Source organism: Bdellovibrio bacteriovorus (assembly GCF_002208115.1).
GTDB lineage: Bacteria > Bdellovibrionota > Bdellovibrionia > Bdellovibrionales > Bdellovibrionaceae > Bdellovibrio > Bdellovibrio bacteriovorus_C.
In genome coordinates this window covers 101,402-118,121 of sequence record NZ_CP020946.1, presented here as the reverse complement: position 1 = coordinate 118,121, position 16,720 = coordinate 101,402, and the positions used below count along the sequence as shown (strand labels likewise).

Genomic DNA, 16,720 nt, shown 5'->3' with positions numbered 1-16,720 from the left:
CTTGAAAGATCTATTCCGCATCTGGTGGATCAGCCTTCTGGTGAAACTTGTTCTGTCAGCACTCATCCCGTTGAGTGCTGATGAAGCTTACTACTGGGTGTGGGCGCAGCGCCCGCAGCTTAGCTACTTCGACCATCCCCCACTGGTGTCCTGGCTGTTCTATCTTGGACACTTCCTTGAGCCTTTCATGCACGCGGTCCGCTGGCCGGCAGTGATTCTGGGCCACGGTTTACTGGCAGTATGGTTCTATATCCTGAAAGACAAGATCGACTTTGATAAAATCAAAGTTTGGACCTATCTGGTGCTGTTCTCCCCGCTTCTGGGATTTGGCTCTTTGATCGTAACACCGGATCTGCCGGTGATGTTCTTCTGGTCCCTGGCCATCTTGTTATCCCTGCAGGCTCTCGACAAAAAAGCTCTTTCCAGCTACCTCTGGCTGGGTGTGGCTTTGGGTCTGGGATTCTGCTCCAAGTACCACATCGTTTTGTTCGTGCCGTGCCTGCTGGCGTATCTGACCCTGGAAAAACGCTGGAAGGATGTGCGCTGGAGCGGGGTTTTGCTGACTCTAGTGTCCGGCCTGATCTTCTGCACGCCGGTTCTTTTGTGGAATTATCAAAACGACTTTGCGTCGTTTGAATTTCAGATCAAACACGGCCTTGAAAAAAGCTCTTACAATCCGGAATGGACACTGTCCTATATTCTGGGACAGATCCTGATCGTGTTCCCGCTGATTTTCTGGGCGGCCCTGCGTGCGAAGGTTCCCACTACCCTGCGCTGGCTATTTTACTTTGGCTGGGGGCCACTGCTGTTTTTCCTGTTCACGTCCTTCCGCGCTTTAGTGGAGGCCAACTGGCCGATCATCGCCTATCCGGCGGTGCTGGCGTTGGCCCTATTCCATCCTAAAGTACAAAAGTGGACCAAGGTGTACATGATCTTCTGGGGAGCGATTGTCGCTGTTGTGCTCGCCACCCTGTTCACTCCATCTTTGCGCAAACTCAGTGACAAAGTGGAAGAACCTTATGTCTTCCAGGAACTGAGCACCGTGGCCAAAGAAGTGAGTCCACTTTACGCCAGCAGTTATCAGATGGCGTCCTCACTTTGGTATTTCAGCAAGGTTCCGGTGTTTAAGCTCAAGGGAATCAGCCGTTATGACTTCTTTGACACACTTCCCGAGGCCGAACCGCAAGGGAATGTTTTTTATTTGGTGAAGCGCGAGAGAAATGGTTTACCAAAGTGGATTTCCGAACAACAATGGCAGATGAAAGAGATTCGAAAAATCTCTCCTGACTTTGTCCTGTTGGAATTCACAAGACCATGAAAGTAATTGCGACTCTTTCTTTTTTACTGGTGACCTTCTTCTTGTACGGATTTTATCTGAATCAGTACGAACTGGCTGTGGTGCCGCCACAGATCACCTCGCAACATTCCTCCAGAAACCTGTATGACTACAAAGGTGTGCTGAACGTGCACACCGATCTTTCCAGTGGTTCGGCCACTTCAAGTTTTGTCATCACGTCGGCAAAACTTGCCAACCTGGATTTCATCTTTTTCACCGACTACAATATCTTCAACATCCCGACGACGTTTGAATCCTACCATGGAAATCTGCTCGTCTTTAACGCCGGCAAGTACAGCTATCTGGATTCACGGCTTATCTACTATTCCCTGAATCAGGAAAGCATCGGCGCAAACCTTGGCGACGCCCAGGTGAAGCTGTCCGATCTGCTTTCACAGAAAACCGGCGCCAGCAAAGACACCCTGACGATTCTGGCTCATCCCTACAAAGCGGGTTATTCCTGGTCCGGTGAAATTCCTTCGGGTCTTGATGGATTTGAGCTTTTGAACATGAAAAGTCTGATCAATCGCGCCTGGGCGGAATCCAAGGTCTCTACCATCTGGAGTCTTTTGATTTACCCTTTCAATCCGCGCCTGGCGTTCATTCGACTTTACACCGAACCCACGGATGAAATCGCGCTTTTAAACAAACTCAGCCAGCAGCGCAAAGTGGTTGTTTATGCCGGAACTGAAGCCTCGGCGCGGGCGATTCCACTGGCGAATTATTTCATCCGCTTCCCAAGCTACAAACGCAGCTTTGAATTCATGAGCAATCACGTGCTGCTGAAATCCGAACTGACCGGAAGCTTCAACAGTGACCGCACCAAGATCTTCAACGCCATTAAAAACGGAAGCTTCTATATTGCACTGGACACGCTGGGTGACCCGAAAGGGTTTTCCGCCACCATCGAAGACGGCAGTCACAGCCACATGATGGGTTCAGAGGTGAAATTCAGCAAAAACATGAGTCTGAAAGTGACTCTGCCCGCGAAGCCTCAGGACTTTTTTGAAATCATGATCATCAAAGACGGCGAAGTGGTGGCAAGAAAGAACGAACCTGAAACGGTGTTTGAGCTGAAAGAGCCCGGAACTTATCGCGTGCAAGTGCGGGTCAGTCCGATGCTGCCCATCCCGGACGCCAAAAAATGGATCACGTGGATTTACACAAACCCGTTCTACGTTCGCCCTTAATCATCTGCTAGTGGAATTTCAACCGTGAGCCCGTCCACGGGCTCGATCTGACAGGCCAGCCGCTCCGAAGGCTGAAAGCCCCGGTCCTCGGCCATCTCCTGCTCCAGCTCATTGCGTGGAGGCAGCTTTTCCAGCCCCTTCACCACGAAAACCCGGCACGTCCCGCAGGTCGCGTTTCCGCCACAGGTGTGGTTCAACGGCACCTTCGCCCGCAAGGCCACATCCAAAACGGAATGATCCTTTTGACTCACTGAGACATCAATATTTTCAGGCAAAAAGCTTATAATTTTTCCAGACTTGGATGACACAGTCAGGAACTCCTTCACGGGGACACTCTTTAGTTGAAACAGCCCCATCCATTTTGTATCAATGTTTTTATGAGATTCATAGCTTTTGACTTAGAGACCACTGGTACAGTTCCTGGAGTAGATCAAATCGTAGAAATCGGTGCCGTTCGTTTTATCGATGGCCAGCCCGAGGCGATCTTTGCCACTTTGATTGACCCACTTCGCCCGATTCCGCCGGGGGCTTCCGCCGTGAATGGTATCTCTGATGATATGGTTAAAGGCAAACCCCTGATCGACACCATCCTGCCGGCCTTTGCTGAGTTCTGCGGTGAAGATGTGCTGGTGGCGCACAATGCTCCTTTTGACTCCCAGTTCCTGATTGCTGACATCAAAAAGCATGAAACCACAGCTCCTCGCGGAGTGATTCTGGACAGCCTGCCAATCGCGCGTAAGGTCTTCCCGGGTCTTCCGAACTACAAACTGGGAACTTTGGTTCAGCATTTGAAAATCCCAACTTCCAACTTCCACCGCGCTGAAGAAGATGCGACTTATCTGGGCCACATGTTCAGCCAGATGATGAAAAGAATCTCGATCGGCGGACAGGCCCCGCAGGTCGGAAACCTGATCGCCCTGACCGGCAAACCCGAACTGCGTTTCCCGCAAATCGTGCGCCAGCCAAAACAAATGGACTTCTTCGGAGGTCTTTAAGAAACGGCCCTTCGGGGCCTTTTTTATTTCTATCAGCTCAAGGAGTTTTAAATGTCTAAACTCGATGCCCGAAGGCCTTGATCGTGTTCTGAAGATGCTGGCCGAAGCCGAGTGCCGGGGCGCCATCGCCGGAGCCCAGCGCGAGTGCATCCAGCTTTGCAAAGATGTCTCTGTCTGTGCGAAATAAAAAAAGCCCCTGCAAAGGGGCTTTTTAGTTTCTAGATTTCCCGCGCCCGGTGAGCCACCGGATATCTTCTGCCCCGGCCGAACGAGTGCTGCGACACTTTCAGAATCGGCGGCGCCTGCCAGCGCTTGAATTCCGTGCGCATCAAAACAGGCAACAGCCATTTTTCAGTCGCTGATTTTGCCGGACCTGATTTTTCCACCAAGTAAGTCACAGCCTTGTCCAGGTCATCGTACTCAGGCAAAGAGTCCTGATCTTTCTGGTTCGGACGAAGTTCCGCCGATGGTGGCCGGTCAATGATCTCTTGCGGAATCACTTCACCTTGTTTGTTATAGTATCGGGCCAGAGCATACACTTGCGCCTTGGTCAGGTCCCCCAGTGGCGCCAAACCACCGCACATATCCCCGTACAAAGTGGAATAGCCGGACGCATATTCACTTTTGTTTCCTGTCGTCAGCAGCATGCTGTTTTCTTTGTTGGACCACGCCATCAAAGTCAGGCCACGCAAACGCGCCTGCAGATTTTCATTCACGATGCTAAAACCCTCAAGACCCAGGCCCTTGTTCAAAGCCTTCAACACGGACTCATACATCGGACCGATTTCGACAGTTTTGAAATCCACGCCCATATTGGATGCCAGATCTTTTGCCAAAGTCAGACTTTGTGGAGCATTGAACGGACCCGGCAACCCCACACCCACAACATTCGCAGGACCCAGGGCATCCACCGCCAAAGCCGCCACAACAGCGGAATCAATGCCGCCGCTAAGACCCAAATGAACTTTTTTAATGCCGGTCTTTTCACAGAAATCACGGATTCCCAACACCAGCGCACGACGAAGTTCTTCTATGGCTTCAAGTTTGGGATTCTTGTTCCAGACTTCCTGGGTGTTAAGATCAATCACGTTAATGTCTTCACTAAACTGCTGGCAGGTCAGAAGTTTTTTGCCTTTTTTATCCAGCACGAAACTGCCACCATCAAAGATGATCTCATCCTGCGCGCCCACCAGATTCACATACATGATCGGAGCATTGAAATACGCCGCCGTTTTCTGGGTGACATATTCCCGCTGCTTCATCTTGCCTACAAAGTAAGGCGAAGCGCTCAGATTGATGACCATGTCGATCTTTTGTTTTTTAACTTTGGAAAGGGGGTTTTCACGGTAAGGCGAATTCCCTTTTGCATCGGGCCACGCCCAGATGTCTTCACAGATGGTCAGGAAGAACTTCTTCCCTTTCCATTTGAAATAGTTTTTCGACAAATCGCCGGACTCAATAAAACGGGCTTCATCAAAGACGTCACCCGTCGGCAGAAGCTGTTTATGGAAGAAGCGCGGCTTTTCACCTTTGGCAATCAAAGCGGCACTGTTGAAATAGGGACGCCCTTTTTTTGCCGGGTTCTTGGTGATCAGGCCCATGATCACGCCGATATTTTTAGGAAGCTTTTTTATCAGGTCTTTGAATTCGGATTCTTGTTTGGCGACGAGCTTTTCACGCTCCAAAAGATCAAACGGGTGATAACCAAACAAGGTGCATTCAGGGAAGACAACCAGATCACATTTTCTTTGCACGGCCTGGTTGACGAAATCGAGGATCTTTTCTTTGTTAAACTGAAAGTCCGCAAGAACTGGATTTATTTGGGCGACGGCGATTCTCATTCAATCGTTATACGCCCAGAAAAGCCATCTTGGTAGCCGTGCCAGTGATTAATTTCAACTTCTGGATACTTCCAGCAATAGTAGCCATCCCCATTGTCAAAATCAGCCATCCACAGGCCCTTGGGCTCGCCGCCCAGCTTTTCGATTTTAACCTGCCAGCGGTCGATAACGGTGTTGATCTGGGTTTCAATAACCGCCACCGACGGGTGGCTTTTATCGGAATAGGCATCGATGCGGTTCAGGTGCTGTTTCACCTCACGGCAGGCCTCTTCGGTCATACGGTAAATGACGGGAAGCAGTTTGCGTGCTTCATCCAAGCTGAACGTTTTATTGCGATTGATTTCAATCACATTTTCCAAAGGAACTCCCCCATCACTGAACAGATAGGCTGTATCCTTTAAAGAATGTACTGTTTCAAGAAATTAACGACATGACAGACAACTTAAGAATTTCTATGAAGAATTTCTAAACGCGACGCAGACTATTTTTCAAAACTCTTCGACATTTGCAGTGCCTGACCGCCCAAGAACACCACCAGCGCCAGAATGATGGCGACGATGAACAGGATTCTTATAAAATTTCCAATGGTGAAAGGTTCTTCCTCTTTTTCAAAGGTTTGGACTGGCGGTTTTTTCACCGCCAGCTTCTTCACCGGAGGAGTCAAGGACTCTCCCGTAACAATCGAGGCTTTTCCTTCGCCATTTGATTTCTTTTCAAGCTTTTTGCGCTCTGCTTCGGTCAACCCCGAAATCGCCACGGAACGGGTTTTAACGGGACGGGGCCCATAGCTGCCACCACTGCTGCCCCGGAAGAATCCACCGCTGCCACCGCCCTCCAGGGCGATTTCAACGACCTTGCCTTGAGCGCCTCCACCGGATTCCACCCCGGACGACGGACGACGACCCCGGTTTATGAAACGACTGCCCCCACGGGACTGAGAACCGGCATAAGTGCCGCCACTGGAACCACTTCCGCTGCCGCCACCGCCATCACTGCCAGAACCGCTGCCTGATCCATCTTTATTGGAGCCCGAACCACTGCCGCTGGAACCCCCGCCGCCACTACCATTCGGAGGACGGCCGTTCGCCCACGTTCCCGCCTGGAATCGGGTGTTGCACCCTTCATCGGCTACGGTGGTGTCTTCACTTCCCACGGAAGGAAGCTCACCCATTTCCAGCAAACATTGCACGTAAGAACCCATGTAGTTTTTGATGAAGGCATCCATGGGTTTGATAATTTGAGACGTCAGCCCGATCAATAATGCGACAATGATCACGAGCATAAGGACATACTCGAGCGCGGCCTGACCTCGCTCGCTGGGTAGTCCAGATGTAAGTTGAGATTTCTTCACTCGTAAGAGCATTTAGGTCATAATACAGCATATGCCCAATGGACTGAATTTCAATCGACTCATATTTACAGTGTTCTTGGCTTTTGTCTCATTTCTGGTCATTGATCCGCCCCGTGCCCTTGCGGCAGAGCAGACCAAAGACGAGTTCTCTCTCTTTGAAGAGGAACTGAAGCCGGCGGCGACACCGACTCCTCCGGTCGTAAAACCCACCGCCCCCACCATCAGCAAACCGACCGTAACTAAACCTACGGTGACGGCACCCAAAGTGGAGACTCCGAAAGTCGACACACCTGCGGCACCGGCCACTCCGGCCGCTCCGGAAAAAGCAACTGCCACCGTGCCAAAGCCCGAGGCGGTTACCGCTCCGGTCGCAGCTGTTCCGACAGATGAAACACCTGAGCAAAAAATCGAGCGCCTGAAAAAGGAAATCCGCGCCAGCCCCAAAAACGCCCGCCTGATTGTCGATCTGGCTGACGAGCTTTACAAAAAAGAGGAATACGAAAAGGTCACTTTGCTTTTGTGGAAACACGTCGACAAAATCGACCGTCGCGGACTTCTGATTCTGGCGAGATCCCATGAAAAACGCAAAGAGCCCACCGAAATGATCCGCTCCCTGAACGTGCTTCTGGGTAAGGATGAAAAGGACTTTGAGGCTTACAGCCTGATGGGGAATGCCTACACCCTTCAGCGAAAAACCAAGGACGCGATGGAATCCTACAAAAAATCCATCGAGTTGAATGCGAAATACGAACCGGCTTACGACGGTCTGATCTCGCTTTATGAAAAGCGCGATACGCCGAATCTGTACGAACTGCGCATTCTTTTGCAGGACATGGTTCAAAACATCGGCCCGCGCCCGCAGTACTTAAGAAAGCTGTGTGAGATCAACACCCGTGACGGCACTTACGAACCGGCGGTGCAGTCCTGCAAGGAAGCCATCCAGAAAGACCCTAAAATCGCCGATGCTTACGTTTATCTGGGACTTTCATACAAGGCCCTGGGGGAAGACGCCATCGCGGTAAAAACGCTTAAAAAGGCCGCCAACGACTTCCCCAAGTCAGAGCTGGCGCAGTACCACTATGGCGCCCTGCTGGAAGAGCAGAAGAATTATATCGATGCGATGAAGGTGTTTAAATCCGGCACGGAAGCCGACAGCCAGGCGGCAAGATCGTGGCTGGGGCTTGCCACCACGTCGTTTGAGCTGCGCAAGTATGACATTTCACTGATGGCTTACAAAAACGCCTGCAAATTTGATAAAAAAAATGCCGTGGCCTTTAGAAGAGCCACGACAGTTTTAAGAAACGCGAAAAATAACAAATGGACCGACCAGTTTGAACAGGCGTCGGAAAACTGTACGTTCTAGTTTTCCACCACGATCTCACCAATGAGATCGTATTCCATGTTGTCGGTGATGTGAACTTTAACCATGTCACCGACCTGCGCCTGACCGTCATTGATCAGAACCACACCGTCGATGTCCGGAGCCTGACCCCAGAAACGGCCCTGCAACAACAGGTCTGTTTCCTCTGAGAAGCCTTCCACGATCACCTGCAAAGTTTTACCCACAAAGTCGCTGTGCTTTTCACGGGAGATGTTCTGCTGAACTTCCATCAAAGCGTCGTGACGGTATTGTTTTGTTTCTTCGTCGATCTGGTTTTCCATGCGACCGCCCGGAGTGTTTTCTTCCGGAGAGTACTTGAAGCAACCCACGCGGTCGAACTGCTGTTCCGCCACGAAGTTCAGAAGCTCTTCGAACTGTTCCTGGGTTTCACCCGGGAAGCCCACGATGAACTGCGTGCGGATCACCGCTTCCGGCAGATGTTCACGGATGTTCATCAGTGCCGTTTCGATTTCGTCACGGGTCATTTTACGGTTCATGGATTTCAGAACCTGATCGTTCACGTGCTGCAAAGGCATGTCGAAGTATTTCACGATCTTGGTGCTGTTTTTGATAACCTGAACCATTTCCTGCGTGATGCCATCTGGATACAGATACATCAAACGGATCCACTGCAGACCTTCAACCTGATCCAGAGCTTTCAAAAGCTCCACCGGGCTTTCCTTGCGAGTCGGATCTTTACGACGGATATCAAAACCGTAATCAGTGAAATCGTGACTGATGATGATCAGCTCTTTCACGCCACCGGCAACCAGCAATTTGGCTTCGGCCACGATCGCGTCGATCGAGCGGGACTGCAGGTTGCCGCGGATCAGAGGGATCGCGCAGAATGCACAACGCTTCATGCAGCCTTCAGAGATTTTCAAATATGCGCGGTGACCCGGCTGGGAGTTCACACGCGGAGTCGCCTCTTCCTGCAGATAGGTCGGCAGGTTGAAGAAGGTTTTCTGTTTTTCGCCTTCGTCAGAGTTTTTCAGGATTTTTGCGATGTTCTGGAACTCACCAGAGCCCACGAACAAGTCCGCTTCCGGCAAACCTTCCACCAGGTCGTCTTTATAACGCTGGGTCAGGCAACCCGCGACAACAACCTTTTTGATTTTGCCTTCCTGTTTCAGGTCACTCATGTCCAGAATGCGCTGAATGGATTCTTTTTTGGAGTCTTCGATGAAACCACAGGTGTTCACGATAACCGTGTCGGCCTGATCCGCTTCGCCCACAACTTCATAGCCGTCTTTCATCAAAGTGCCGGCCATGATTTCGCTGTCGACAAGATTCTTCGGGCAACCCAGAGAGATAAAGTGAACTTTTTTGTTTTGAGCAGTCTCTTGTTTCATAGGTCGGTTACCTGTGCATCTTTTGGCGGTTGATATTTGAACAGTTTCTTATTTTCTTTTTTCAGGAACTTCACATCGGAAAACTTCATGGTCGTCAGGTTTCCGATATCGTCCAGGTAGGAAATCGTCTGCAGAGTGTTGTCCTTGGACTTCACAGTCAGCTTCAGGGATTTCACGGTCAGGCCGTCATTCAGCGGCTGCACTTCGATGTTGACCAGCTCCCCGTCTTTTTCCTCTTTCAGGATCTTGAAGTTCTTGTTCAGATCCTCGCCCAGCAAAGAGGAAATCAGGATATGGGATTTCGTCTTTTTGTCGACGATGCCCTTTGCCACCTGCACCGGTCCGCCGAATTCTTTTGGCGGCACCTGCACGCTCCAGATGGTTTTACCGTCGAACACCAGCAGAGTTTCTTCCGGCTTGGTGTTTTCCCAGCGGAACTTTCCGTTCGCCAGATAGATCTTGCCGTCGTACTTGGTTTCTTTGCCAAGCAGTTCAGACTTCACAGTCTTTTCCACATTCATTTCCACAAGCTTGGTGGTGCGGTATTTTTTTGCGACTTTCTGAAGAGCGCCGTTGCCGGTGACGGCCGCCATAGCACTCAAAGAAAACAGGAATGTCAGGACCAGGGAAAGAGTCGATCTAAGCATGCGGGTTTTGTAGCATATCCGTGGACGCTCCGCAAGAGAGGCCCCTCTCTGCCAAGACCCAAACTTCAAAGTGAGGGGGACTCCCGAGCGCCAGCCGGGCGGCGCGCGCTGTAGAGCCGGTGGTTAGGATGTCGTCGACAAAGATCCAGAGGATGTCTGTCGAGTTTATAGACAGCTCTGTATTTTTTTCAACCAGCTCCATGGCGATCAGAGCCCGCTCTCCCCGGTCGGACCGCCTTTGTTTTCCTGACGAGGCTTTACGAAGACACGGGTTAAAAACACCACCCATGTGCGCTGCCAGCGCCCGGGCAAAAAGTGAAGCATGATCTTCAGCACCGGACTTCGACGGAGCAGGAACAAAGTGCAACCTTCGCCCGCCGGAAAGACGGGGCACCTGCTGCTGCACCATCTTCCGGGCAAAGTGCTCCCACCCCGCCTTGTTATGCCGGCCTTTCAAACTGAGCACCAGTGCTGACAACAGATCACTTTCCCCGGGATTCCAAGAATATAGAGCCCTCAGCCAATCCTGCCGTCGGCGCGCGCGATGCGGGTAATGATTCAGCACCTCATGGCAGGGAACACACAGGCCCGCCTGTTCCACCTGAAACGATCCGCAATGCAGACAGGCGGACAGTCGGGTCTTAAGGGTTTTCAACACAGAATTCATTCTTTCGCGTCACTGCAAATTCTTTGACAGTCCCTGACAGCGGGCCTAGAACCGAAAGAGTGAGGGGTTTATGAGGGCATTTTTCGTTTCGTTGATGATTCTGTCTGCTTCCGCCACGGCCGTGGCCGGTCTTTCTTCCATCCGACACTCTGGTGAATCTTTTGAGGCTGCCCGCCAGCGCAGCACTCCGGTGTGGGAACTCTTCGGTCGCAACAGCTATCCTGATCGCATGAAAAAACCCATGAAAGAGCTGAACATCCAGGAGATTCCCGATGTGGGTTCTTACGCGGATCTTGAGCGTGAATTCAAATACGTTCGCGACACCCGCTTCATCACCGATGCAGAACCCTTTGCCCGCCGCCTGACCTGGATGTATCCGGACGATGGCTGTTATGCCCGCGCCGAAATGGCCGCCACCGAGCTGATTGAACATCACTTCACAACACCGAAGAAAATTTTTGTCTTCGGAAACTTGTATGCGCCGACTCAGAACGCACCGGGCGGTTCCGTTTCCTGGTGGTATCACGTCGCAGTTACTTACCGCGTGGGTAACGACGTTTATGTTTTTGATCCAGCCATCAATCCGGAAAAACCCGTGACACTGGTTGAATGGAACAAAGCCGTCGGTGGCGAAAAAAGCCAGGTGCAATACACCATCTGCTCCCACAAAACATTTGATCCGGGTTCAGACTGCCTGAATCCACGGGCCCTGACAGAACAAGAGGCGATCTCGGAGCAAAAGAGCTTCCTAAGCCTTGAATGGAACCGCCTGCTGGATCTGGACCGTGATCCGGAAAAAGAACTGGGTAACGAGCCACCTTGGCTCTAGATATTGTGGTACGGGATTTTTTTGATGATCGTAAAGGCCCGGTAGATTTGCTCCAAGCTCATCGCCTGGGCCATCAGATGATTCATCACCATGGGCGATAAAGCCACCTTCAGGTCCGCACGTTTACGGACGTCTTCATTGACTCCGAAAGCGCCGCCAATAATGAAAATCGCGCGCTTCTTGGAGCTTCCCAGAATGTTTTCCACTTTTTTTGAAAACTGAATCGAATCCAGCACGGACCCGCGCTCGTCAAAGAGCACGACATAGTCGTCGCTGTTGATATTTTTAAGGATTAAATCGGATTCTTCGCTGCGCTTAAAGTCCGCGTCTTCACGCGCGGACTTTTTGGCTTTTAGTGACTGAATGTCGAAGGGAATGAAGAAGGAAATCTTCTTCTTGTACAACTCGCTGACCTCGTCCGCCCAGGCTTCCTTGGCCGTTGCGAGGTTGTACAAAATGAACTTCATGACTACTGCTCACCCTTGCCAACATAAGGATCTTTCAATCCCATGTCTTTGCCTTCTCTCCACAGGTTTTCCAGGCTGTATTCCTGGCGAACGAAGTCGTAGAAGACGTGGATGATCAAAGAACCGTAATCGACAAGAACCCAGCGGCCCTCGTCCACACCCTCGATGCTTTGTGGGTGTACGTTGTATTCCTCTTTCACCGCCATCACGATGTTTTCCGCCATCGCCGCCGCATGACGGGTGGAGGTACCGGACGCGATCAAAGTGTATTCACTTGGAGCCGACATGGAAGTCAGGTCAAAACCACGGACGTTGATGCCTTTTTTCGCAAACAGAACATCGGCGCAGAACGCGGTGAACTTTTTGTAGTCCCCAATACGGTCACCCAGATTGCGGTAAAGCTTGTGTTCCTTGATGTAGGATTCAACAGACAATGGCAGGTATTTTTCAACCGGCTTGCCGGAACGAAGCCATTTACGAACTTCGCTGGAGGAAACTTCCACATCACGCAAAGTGATGAACTGGATGTTGCGGCCCGTGTTCAGTTCGATGAAGTTGAAATCAAATTCTGCAACCAGGGGCTTCAGGAAACCCGGCATCTCTTCCAGAGATTCCGGCATGTCGTAACCCGGGCGGGTTGTGACAATCAGATTCGCCTCGGTCAGGATCTTTTGATAGTCCTTCCATTGAGCCAGCTCTTCAAATTTATCTGCGCCCACAACCAGGTAAAGGTCGTTGGCATCATAGGATTTGCGCAGATTCATCACGGTATCAACTGTGTAGCTCATGCCACCACGTTTGATTTCCTGATCGTCCACGAAGTAAGTTTCACCGTACTGGGCAAACGCCAGACGAGTCAGTTCCACACGCTGTTCAGGCGTTGGACCTTCCACCGGAGTTTTCAGAGGATTCTGAGCCGCAGGGATGATGTGAACTTTGCCCAAACCGGCTTTCTTCGCTACGGTTTGAATGGCGTTGATGTGACCCATGTGTGGAGGGTTGAAACTGCCTCCGAAAATACCTATTTTCATTATTCTTCTTCCTCTTTCAGAATCTGACGAGCCAGTTCCTGAACAAATTCTTTGATGTTTTTGCCAGTCACTGCGGAAATCGCAAACGGCTCGCTGCCGCTGGCTTCCCTGAACTGTTTTTTCAGCTTCGTCAGCTGAGATTCACTTAAAGTGTCGATCTTGTTCAGCACAACCAATTGAGGACGCGTGGATAGAGGGAAGAAACCCTCTTTGTCCTGGTTGTTTTCATCGTACATTTTAAGTTCGTTGTTAATATCCGTAAAATCCTCTAAAGGATCACGGCCTGACATTCCGGATGCATCAACCAGATGGATGAACAGGCGTGTACGTTCAATATGTTTCAAGAACTGGATACCCAGACCCACACCCGCGTGTGCGCCCTTCACCAGTCCCGGAATATCCGCCACCACGAACGAGGAATAGTCCCCGGCCTTCACCACTCCCAGATTCGGAGTCAGGGTTGTGAACGGATAATCCGCAATTTTCGGTCTTGCTGCAGAAATACGGGAAATCAGTGTGGACTTGCCGGCGTTCGGGAATCCAACGATACCCACATCCGCAATCAGTTTCAGTTCCAGACGAACTTCAATTTCCTGACCTTCTTCACCGGGTTGCGCATGTTCTGGAGCCTGATTCACACTGTTTTTGAAAAACTCATTTCCTTTTCCACCACGACCGCCTTTAAGCAGGGTGTGCTCGGAAATTCCGGTCATATCGATGATGATTTCACCATCCATATTACGGAATACAGTGCCTTGAGGAACAACAAGGATAAGGTCTTCGCCATCCATACCGGATTTCTGACGACCCTCACCCATTCTTCCAGATTGAGCGGCGTATCTTTTATTTTGTCTAATATCTACCAGAGAATTGATATGACGAGATGTACGGATAATAACATCCCCGCCCTTGCCGCCGTTGCCCCCGTCTGGGCCGCCACGGGCTTGCATGGACTCGCGGCGAAAACTGACACAACCCGGGCCGCCACGTCCCGAAGCTAAAGCTGTCTCTTATACACATTACACAACCCGGGCCGCCACGTCCCGAAGCTAAAGAGATACTGACTTCATCAATGAATTTCATAACTGACTGTCTATACAACAAAAAAGGAGCCATGGGATGGCTCCTTTTCCATTTGTGAAAAAATGTATCGGTTTATCTTAAGACTGATTAAACAGCTTTAGGATAAACGCTAACTTTGAAACGCTCTTTGGAGAAACGTTCAAATTTAACAAGACCTTCAACTACAGAATAGATAGTGTAGTCGCGACCCATTTTTACGTTGTTACCCAAGTGGAATTTAGTACCAGTCTTTTTAACTGCTTTTTTCGCAACTTTCTTTTTCGCTACTTTTTTAGCCGCTTTTTTTACAACTTCTGCAGTACCTTTGTTCGCTGCGCGCTCTTTACGAGCTGCTACGCGAGCTTGTGCTTTTTCAGCACGAACTGCTTTCACGTCAACAACAGTTGCTGCTTCATCAGATTTAGCAGTTTTTCCATCGAAGGAAATTGCTTTAACAAACAGCTCGGTGAACTCTTGTTTGTGAGTTGCGAACTTTCTGTAACCTTGACGACGCTTCTTTTTGAAGACGATCTCTTTTCTTGTCTTAGCTTGTTTAGTAACAACAACAGTTACTTTCGCACCTTTAACAAGAGGTTGACCAACAGCAGTGGACTCACCACCAACCATCAAAACTTCGTTGATTTCAAACTCTGCACCAAGTGCTTGTTCAAGTTTATCAACCTGAACTACGTCACCAGCTTGAACTTTATATTGTTTCCCGCCAGTACGAATAATCGCGTACATGTAATACCTCCAGCTACCCGAATTAAGCCAATGGTAAATGCCACTTTGCACTAGGCTTTGTCAACCTAATACATGCTATTTTTTTCAGCTTTTTACGAGAGAAAGAGAGGTTAGCTTTAACCCCCCTCAAATGCAAATATTTTTGGAAAAAGTTGGCAAGGTCTAGGTGCTAAATAAAAGCCTATATTTTCAGCACCTTAGCTTAACTCACGGCTTCAAAAGTTCCCGTTTCCAGGCGTCACCCAACTGCAGATTTTTACTATTAACCACCGCTTCAATCAGCTTTTTGTGATCCTGATAATTTTTCTGGGCGGACTTGCTGGCAGGATTCCGGGCAGCAATAACGCGCAACTCATCTTTTTCACGGTTAAGGGCATCAAAGATGTTCTGCGCTTTCACGTCCGAACGGCTGGTGGCCTGCTCGGTTTTGATGAAATATTCCGCAGCCTTATCATATCTTTCAGCCGAGGCATTCATCTTCGCCCCGACCCAATAATCGCGCGAAGATTTGGGCGCTTTAACATCGTTCATAAAGACTTCATAAGAGTCAGACGCCTTGCGGTAACTATTGGTAGATTCTGAGATATTTCCGGACACACGCAGCTTATCAGCTTCCAAACGGGCCTTGTTGGCAAAGTCCCGCGCGGCCTTGGTGTCAGACAGGCTTCCCGCCAATCCCTGACGCATTAATAGATCGCGCTCTTCAGCTTTGAACCCGGCGTTCTTCAATATATTGGCCTTGTCGCTGAGATCCGTCTTTGAATAGGTCCCATAACCCCGGCCGGTGCCCTTACCCACTTCATGGGCCGAGATCAGCGCTTTCTTTTCCGCCTCACTTAAAGATCGACCCAGGGATTTTTCCGCCGCGGCCACACGCTCTATATTAGACAACTTGGCGGCCTTTTCCAGTTCCGCTGCAGAAGCCACGGTTCTGGTCGCGGCAGAGGCCTTTCCAGCATCCGCACTCACCCCGGCCAGTTTCATGATGTTCTTGGCTTTGGCGGCCTTCAGTGCCGCTCCGGCTGGTCCGCCGGCCAAAGTCGCCACCTCGGCCACAGCTTCACAGACGATCGCCGCGGCCTGCTGGGCGTTGTAGCATTCGATCTGCACACCCATCTCTTTAAGTTTGGCTTTAGCCATCCCCACCAGATCAACGTTTGAGGGCGTGACCTGTTTCTGACTCCACTGAACATATTCCCGTTCATCGGCAGAAAGATTTTTATCCCCCTTCATCATAACAAGGCGAAGGGTTGCATTGCCCTTGTCCATGCCCTGCATTTTGATGATGCGTTTTACGGTCGCACAGTTGGCGCGCTTTAAAACAGAGGCTTCAGGCATCTGCACCTGCAAAAGTTTCGGCACCGTGCTGTTATATTGTTTGAACAGGTTTTCTTTACCTTTGGGATCAGCTTCGCAGGCTTTGTTGGCAGCCGCTTCCGCTTCCATATCCAGCGCGATCTTCGCCGCCCCTTCACCAATCGCCGTACCAATAGCGACAAAAGAGTCTTTTACAAAATTCCAGCCACCCACCGCACAACCCGAAGTGTAACCCCAGGTGCTTTCCGCCACACGCGAAAGAGAGCTTTGATCATGGCACTTCAGCGCTTTATCCTCAGGCTTTTCCCCATTGGCGCGCATCTTCGCAAAAAGATCCTGACACTCTTTGGACTTCAAAGTCTCCATACAAGTGTTGCGGGAAACATCCGCCAGAGCTTTTAGCTGGTAAGGCTTCGGGCCGCAAAAAAGCGGCTCGGAGTGTGCAACGAAAGAAAATAGAATGCCTAAAAGAAAAATCAAAAGATGTTTCATACAGAATCTATCGGAACA

The 16,720-nt window shown here is 50.3% G+C and carries 17 protein-coding genes and 1 pseudogene; 6 read left to right on the top strand and 12 right to left on the bottom strand.

Annotation, left to right across the window (positions count from 1 at the left end):
* The first annotated feature begins 1 nt into the window (after position 1).
* Both B9G79_RS00550 and B9G79_RS00545 read left to right on the top strand, forming a co-directional pair.
* Positions 2 to 1,318: an ArnT family glycosyltransferase gene (locus B9G79_RS00550; protein WP_232468934.1), complete on the top strand. Its 1,317-nt coding sequence runs from the start codon at positions 2 to 4 to the stop codon at positions 1,316 to 1,318.
* On the top strand, positions 1,315 to 2,526 hold the full coding sequence (locus tag B9G79_RS00545; protein WP_088563824.1) for a hypothetical protein: 1,212 nt from the start codon (positions 1,315 to 1,317) through the stop codon (positions 2,524 to 2,526). Before B9G79_RS00550 ends, B9G79_RS00545 begins: the two co-directional genes overlap by 4 nt.
* Here the strand turns inward: B9G79_RS00545 and B9G79_RS00540 are convergent.
* Positions 2,523 to 2,852 (bottom strand): 2Fe-2S iron-sulfur cluster-binding protein, encoded by a 330-nt coding sequence (locus B9G79_RS00540; RefSeq protein ID WP_088563823.1) that lies wholly within the window; start codon positions 2,850 to 2,852, stop codon positions 2,523 to 2,525. The genes B9G79_RS00545 and B9G79_RS00540 overlap by 4 nt on opposite strands.
* A gap of 51 nt (positions 2,853 to 2,903) precedes the next feature.
* Here B9G79_RS00540 and B9G79_RS00535 point away from each other — a divergent pair, with 51 nt between their 5' ends.
* Both B9G79_RS00535 and B9G79_RS18450 read left to right on the top strand, forming a co-directional pair.
* Positions 2,904 to 3,521: a 3'-5' exonuclease gene (locus tag B9G79_RS00535; protein ID WP_048349893.1), complete on the top strand. Its 618-nt coding sequence runs from the start codon at positions 2,904 to 2,906 to the stop codon at positions 3,519 to 3,521.
* Positions 3,522 to 3,585: 64 nt separating this feature from the next.
* On the top strand, positions 3,586 to 3,708 hold the full coding sequence (locus B9G79_RS18450; protein ID WP_269768124.1) for a hypothetical protein: 123 nt from the start codon (positions 3,586 to 3,588) through the stop codon (positions 3,706 to 3,708).
* Positions 3,709 to 3,739: 31 nt separating this feature from the next.
* Here B9G79_RS18450 and B9G79_RS00530 read toward each other — a convergent pair whose 3' ends face one another.
* The 3 genes from B9G79_RS00530 to B9G79_RS00520 all read right to left on the bottom strand — a co-directional run bounded on the left by B9G79_RS00530 (position 3,740) and on the right by B9G79_RS00520 (position 6,644).
* The gene (locus tag B9G79_RS00530) at positions 3,740 to 5,362 is read right to left on the bottom strand and encodes an NAD+ synthase (RefSeq protein WP_088563822.1); all 1,623 of its coding nucleotides are present in this window, start codon (positions 5,360 to 5,362) and stop codon (positions 3,740 to 3,742) included.
* Entirely contained in the window at positions 5,359 to 5,712 is a 354-nt protein-coding gene (locus tag B9G79_RS00525; protein WP_232469323.1) for a DUF2203 domain-containing protein, read from the bottom strand. The genes B9G79_RS00530 and B9G79_RS00525 overlap by 4 nt, the downstream gene beginning before the upstream one ends.
* Positions 5,713 to 5,843: 131 nt before the next feature.
* Positions 5,844 to 6,644 carry a hypothetical protein gene (locus B9G79_RS00520; protein WP_232468933.1) on the bottom strand — a complete coding sequence of 267 codons (801 nt, stop codon included), beginning with the start codon at positions 6,642 to 6,644 and terminating at the stop codon, positions 5,844 to 5,846.
* 139 nt (positions 6,645 to 6,783) lie between these two features.
* On the opposite strand from B9G79_RS00520, the gene B9G79_RS00515 reads away from it, so the two are divergent.
* A complete protein-coding gene (locus B9G79_RS00515) occupies positions 6,784 to 8,076 on the top strand; it encodes a tetratricopeptide repeat protein (RefSeq protein WP_232469322.1) in 1,293 nt (430 codons plus the stop codon).
* Here the strand turns inward: B9G79_RS00515 and rimO are convergent.
* The 3 genes from rimO to B9G79_RS00500 are packed head-to-tail and all read right to left on the bottom strand — an operon-like array spanning position 8,073 to position 10,751.
* Positions 8,073 to 9,446: a 30S ribosomal protein S12 methylthiotransferase RimO gene (gene rimO, locus B9G79_RS00510; RefSeq protein ID WP_011166141.1), complete on the bottom strand. Its 1,374-nt coding sequence runs from the start codon at positions 9,444 to 9,446 to the stop codon at positions 8,073 to 8,075. The genes B9G79_RS00515 and rimO overlap by 4 nt on opposite strands.
* The gene (locus B9G79_RS00505; protein ID WP_088563819.1) at positions 9,443 to 10,093 is read right to left on the bottom strand and encodes a LolA family protein; all 651 of its coding nucleotides are present in this window, start codon (positions 10,091 to 10,093) and stop codon (positions 9,443 to 9,445) included. The genes rimO and B9G79_RS00505 overlap by 4 nt, the downstream gene beginning before the upstream one ends.
* Positions 10,086 to 10,751, bottom strand: a complete 666-nt coding sequence (locus tag B9G79_RS00500) for a ComF family protein (RefSeq protein WP_157678686.1) — start codon at positions 10,749 to 10,751, stop codon at positions 10,086 to 10,088. Before B9G79_RS00500 ends, B9G79_RS00505 begins: the two co-directional genes overlap by 8 nt.
* 79 nt (positions 10,752 to 10,830) lie before the next feature.
* Here B9G79_RS00500 and B9G79_RS00495 point away from each other — a divergent pair, with 79 nt between their 5' ends.
* Positions 10,831 to 11,589, top strand: a complete 759-nt coding sequence (locus B9G79_RS00495; protein WP_088563817.1) for a protein-glutamine glutaminase family protein — start codon at positions 10,831 to 10,833, stop codon at positions 11,587 to 11,589.
* On the opposite strand, the gene B9G79_RS00490 is transcribed toward B9G79_RS00495, so the two are convergent.
* The 5 genes and pseudogenes from B9G79_RS00490 to B9G79_RS00470 all read right to left on the bottom strand — a co-directional run bounded on the left by B9G79_RS00490 (position 11,586) and on the right by B9G79_RS00470 (position 16,702).
* The gene (locus tag B9G79_RS00490) at positions 11,586 to 12,056 is read right to left on the bottom strand and encodes a 23S rRNA (pseudouridine(1915)-N(3))-methyltransferase RlmH (RefSeq protein ID WP_088563816.1); all 471 of its coding nucleotides are present in this window, start codon (positions 12,054 to 12,056) and stop codon (positions 11,586 to 11,588) included. The genes B9G79_RS00495 and B9G79_RS00490 overlap by 4 nt on opposite strands.
* Before the next feature lie 2 nt (positions 12,057 to 12,058).
* Complete coding sequence (gene nadD / locus B9G79_RS00485; protein WP_088563815.1) at positions 12,059 to 13,087, bottom strand: nicotinate (nicotinamide) nucleotide adenylyltransferase; 1,029 nt, start codon at positions 13,085 to 13,087, stop codon at positions 12,059 to 12,061.
* Positions 13,087 to 14,091, bottom strand: a pseudogene (gene obgE, locus B9G79_RS00480) (GTPase ObgE); the annotation flags it as partial. The pseudogene obgE and the gene nadD, both read right to left, overlap by 1 nt.
* A gap of 166 nt (positions 14,092 to 14,257) precedes the next feature.
* Complete coding sequence (gene rplU, locus B9G79_RS18555; RefSeq protein WP_088563814.1) at positions 14,258 to 14,893, bottom strand: 50S ribosomal protein L21; 636 nt, start codon at positions 14,891 to 14,893, stop codon at positions 14,258 to 14,260.
* Between the two features lie 207 nt (positions 14,894 to 15,100).
* Positions 15,101 to 16,702, bottom strand: a complete 1,602-nt coding sequence (locus tag B9G79_RS00470) for a hypothetical protein (RefSeq protein WP_088563813.1) — start codon at positions 16,700 to 16,702, stop codon at positions 15,101 to 15,103.
* Positions 16,703 to 16,720: the final 18 nt, after the last annotated feature.